The sequence below is a fragment of the Hydrogenophaga sp. 70-12 genome, assembly GCF_001897365.1.
Lineage (GTDB): Bacteria > Pseudomonadota > Gammaproteobacteria > Burkholderiales > Burkholderiaceae_C > Hydrogenophaga > Hydrogenophaga borbori.
The window spans coordinates 1-3,489 of record NZ_MKSS01000063.1 but is presented as its reverse complement, the minus strand read 5'-3'; the positions used below and the strand labels follow the sequence as shown (position 1 = coordinate 3,489).

Annotated in this window: 4 protein-coding genes; 1 reads left to right on the top strand and 3 read right to left on the bottom strand. The window is 73.0% G+C overall.

Features of this window, described 5'->3' with window-relative positions; all coding sequences use genetic code 11:
• Positions 1 to 838 (bottom strand): FAD-dependent monooxygenase (locus BGO22_RS04215; RefSeq protein WP_286849207.1); only part of this gene is annotated, 838 nt, incomplete at its 3' end.
• Complete coding sequence (locus tag BGO22_RS04210; protein ID WP_070398041.1) at positions 835 to 1,827, bottom strand: Bug family tripartite tricarboxylate transporter substrate binding protein; 993 nt, start codon at positions 1,825 to 1,827, stop codon at positions 835 to 837. The genes BGO22_RS04215 and BGO22_RS04210, both read right to left, overlap by 4 nt.
• A gap of 103 nt (positions 1,828 to 1,930) precedes the next feature.
• Between BGO22_RS04210 and BGO22_RS04205 the strand changes: the two genes are divergently transcribed.
• Complete coding sequence (locus tag BGO22_RS04205) at positions 1,931 to 2,839, top strand: LysR family transcriptional regulator (protein ID WP_070398040.1); 909 nt, start codon at positions 1,931 to 1,933, stop codon at positions 2,837 to 2,839.
• A 38-nt stretch (positions 2,840 to 2,877) separates the two neighbouring features.
• Here BGO22_RS04205 and BGO22_RS04200 read toward each other — a convergent pair.
• On the bottom strand, positions 2,878 to 3,489 hold a 612-nt coding region (locus BGO22_RS04200; RefSeq protein WP_286849204.1), incomplete at its 5' end, for an efflux RND transporter periplasmic adaptor subunit.

Sequence of the window (3,489 nt, the reverse complement as noted above, 5' to 3'; positions counted from 1 at the left end):
TGCTCTGGTCGCGGTCCACCGAGTCGAACTCGGTCTCGTGCGGGTTGAGGTGGTTGTGCACCAGCCAGGTCTCGCGGCCGTCGATGGCGAAGGCCGTGCCGCAGCGGCGCGGGTTCACCGAGTAATAGCACCAGGCGGGCTTGCCGGGCAGGCGGCCCAGCAGGTCCTTGGCGCGGATGTAGGTGGACTGCACGCGCTGGATCACGGCCGTGCCCTCGAAGCGCGCGCCGATGGCCTTGCGCACGCCGGAGGCGCCGCCGTCGCAGCCGACCAGGAAGCGCGCGCGCACGCGGCGCGTGGCGCCACCGTCCAGGCCGACGAGCGTGGCCGTAACGCCATCGGCGTCCTGTTCGAAGCCGTCCACGCGTGTGCGGTTGAGCAGGGTCACGTTCGGCAGCGCCGCCGCGTGTTCCAGCAGGATGGGCTCCAGGTAGATCTGGTTGATGCGGTGCGGCGGCTCGGCGGTGGGCCACCAGGTGTCGGGGCCGCCGTTGTCGACGAAGCGCTCCAGCCGGTTCGGGATGGGGATGCGGGTGAGCTCGATGCCCGTCATGGCGGTGCGGAACACCACGTCGTTGGGGTGTTCGTCGGGCAGGCCCGCCTGGCGCAGCCGGTTGGCCACGCCAAGCTGGCGGAAGCGTTCCATGGTGCGCGAGGCCACGTGGTTGCACTTCACGCTGGGCGGCTCCTTGTAGGCACGCAGCTCGGCGATGGTGACGCGCACACCGCGTCCGGCGAGGTCCATGGCGAGCGTCAGGCCCACGGGGCCGGCGCCCACGATGAGCACATCGGTGGTGGGCACGCCGGTCGTATCGGTCAGGGGGGAGGAGGGGCTCATTCGAGTTTGATGCCAGCGGTGCGGATCACCTTGGCCCACTTGGTGGTTTCGGACTTGATGTAGTCGCCGAAGGCTTTGGGCGTGGTCGGCGCGGGCTCCACGCCGAGGCCGCGGATGGTGGCCTGCGTGGCGGGGTCGTTGAGCGCCTCGACCAGGGCCGCGTTGAGCTTGTTGACGATGGCGTCCGGCGTGGCCGCGGGCGCGACGATGCCGAACCAGCCCACCGATTCGTAGCCCGCCAGACCGGCCTCGGCCACGGTGGGCACGTCGGGCAGGGCGGGCACGCGCTTGTCGCTGGTGACGGAGAAGGCCTGCAGCTTGCCGGCGCGGATGTGCGGCAGCGCGGCGGGCAGGTCGGTCACGGCCAGCGGGATCTGGCCCGCCAGCGCGTCCACGGCGGCGGGCCCGGAGCCGCGGTAGGCCACCTGCACGATCTTCGTGCCCGCCATCTGGTCGAACAGCGAGGCCGTGAGGTGCATGGCCGTGCCGTTGCCGCCGTGGCCGATGGTCAGCTTGCTCGGGTCGCGCTTGGCCAGGGCGATGAGTTCGGCCTGCGTGCGCACGCCCACCGAGGGGTGGCCCACGAACACGAAGGGGATGGCCGCCACCAGCGAGACCGGCTTGAAGTCCTTCACCGGGTCGTAGGGCATCTGGGGGTAGAGGCTGACGTTGGCCGACAGCGCGCCGGCCGCGCCCAGGCCCACGGTGTGGCCATCGGGCTCGGCCTTAGCCACGGCGGTCAGGCCGATGTTGCCGCCCGCGCCGGGGCGGTTCTCGATCACCAGCGGCTGGCCCAGCTTCTCGCTCACGCGCGGGCCGATGGCGCGCACGATGGCGTCGGCGCTGCCGCCGGGCGGGAAGGTCACGATCACGCGGATGGGCTTGGTGGGCCAGGCGGCCTCGTTGGCCAGCGCGGGGGCGGCGAGCGCGAGCAGGGCGCTGGCGCCAAGGGCGGCGCCCAGCGCGCGCCGGAGGGCGGAAGGCTTCATTGACTTGTCTCCTGTTTCTGGTGGTGCTTGTCCGCCCGCGATTCAACCCGCTCTCGATTCATGCGTAAAGTAAAACTTATCGAACCATTTATTATTTGAACTCATGAATACAGACGCCCGTTTCCTCCCCAGCATGCGCCAGCTGCGCGCCTTCGCGGCGGTCTACCACCTGCGCAAGGTGAGCGCGGCGGCCGAGCAGCTGTCGGTCACGCAGTCGGCGGTGAGCCTGTCGCTGCGGCAGCTGGAAGAGGGCCTGGGCGCGCGCCTGTTCGACCGCACCACCCGCACCCTGCAGCCCACCCAGGCCGCGCACGAGGCCATCGTGCTGGCCGAGCGCATCCTGCGCGACGCCGAGGCCCTGGGCGCGGGCACGCTGGAGCTGTCGCAGCTGCGGCGCGGGCGCGTGAGCGTGGCCGTCACGCCCACGCTGGCCGAGCTGCTGCTGCCGGCGGCGGTGGTGCGCTTTCGCGAGCGCCACCCGGGCATCCACGTCGACATCAACGATTGCGCGCCCGACCAGTTCGTGTCGCGCGTGGTGGGCGAGCAGGTGGACTTCGGCATCGGCGTGCCCGAACAGGCCGGTGCCGACGTGGACACCGACACCCTGGTGCGCGACCACCTGGCGGTGGTCTGCCCGGCGGGGCATGCGCTGGCGGGCCGCTCGCGCCTGCGCTGGGCCGACCTGGACGGCCAGCCGGTGATCACCGTGCGCCCGGGCTACGGCGTGCGGCCGCTGATCGATGCCAGCGCGGCGCGCGCGGGCGTGCGGCTGCGCGTGGTGCACGAGGTGACCTTCCTCTCCACCGCGCTGTGGATGACGCGCGCCGGCATGGCCATTGCCATCATGCCGGCGGCGTATGCGCGCGCGGCGCGGCCGCAAGAACTGGCGGTGCTGCCGCTGAGCGCGCCGCGCGTCTCGCGCGACATCTGCATCGTGACCAAGCGCGGGCGCGCGCTGTCGCTGACGGCGCAGGCGCTGGTGCGCGAGGTCCGTGCGGCGCTGCGGGCCTAGCGACCCGCGCCGGTGGTGGCCGCAGCGGATGCCAGGCCTCAGCGCTCGCGCAGGCGCTGTCCCTCGCGCACCCCGTTGCCCGGGTACAGCACCACCCGCTCGCCGGCGCGCAGCCCATCGGTGGCGACGGCCTGCTCGGTGCCGCGCGGCCCCAGGGTGAGGGCGCGCGCCCGCGCCCGCCCGTCCCCGTCCACCACGAAAACCTGCCAGCCGGTGGGCGTGCGCACCAGGGCCGCGTTCGGCACCAGCAGCGCGTCGGCCTGCGCCAGCGTCACGATGCGGGCCTCGACGCGGTAGCCCTCGCCCAGCGGCAATTGGCCGGGCCAGGGGGCGGCCGGCTCCACGTGCACGTTGACGCGCTGCTCCTCGATGCCGAGCGCGGACACCTTGGTGAAGGCCACCGGCTCCACGCGTGTGACGCGCCCCGGCAAGGCCGGCAGGCCGCTGCCCGCCTGCAGCGTGACCGCCGCGCCCGGCGGCACGCGCGCCGCGTCGCCCGACAGCAGGTCCACGATGGCTTCCAGCCGCGTGGTGTCGCCCAGCTCCATCAGGGCCTGCCCTGCGCCCACCGGGCCCGCGCTGTCGCGGTGCACCGCGATCACGCGGCCCGCGATCGGGCTGCGCAGCGTCCACAAGCCCTCGCTGGCGTC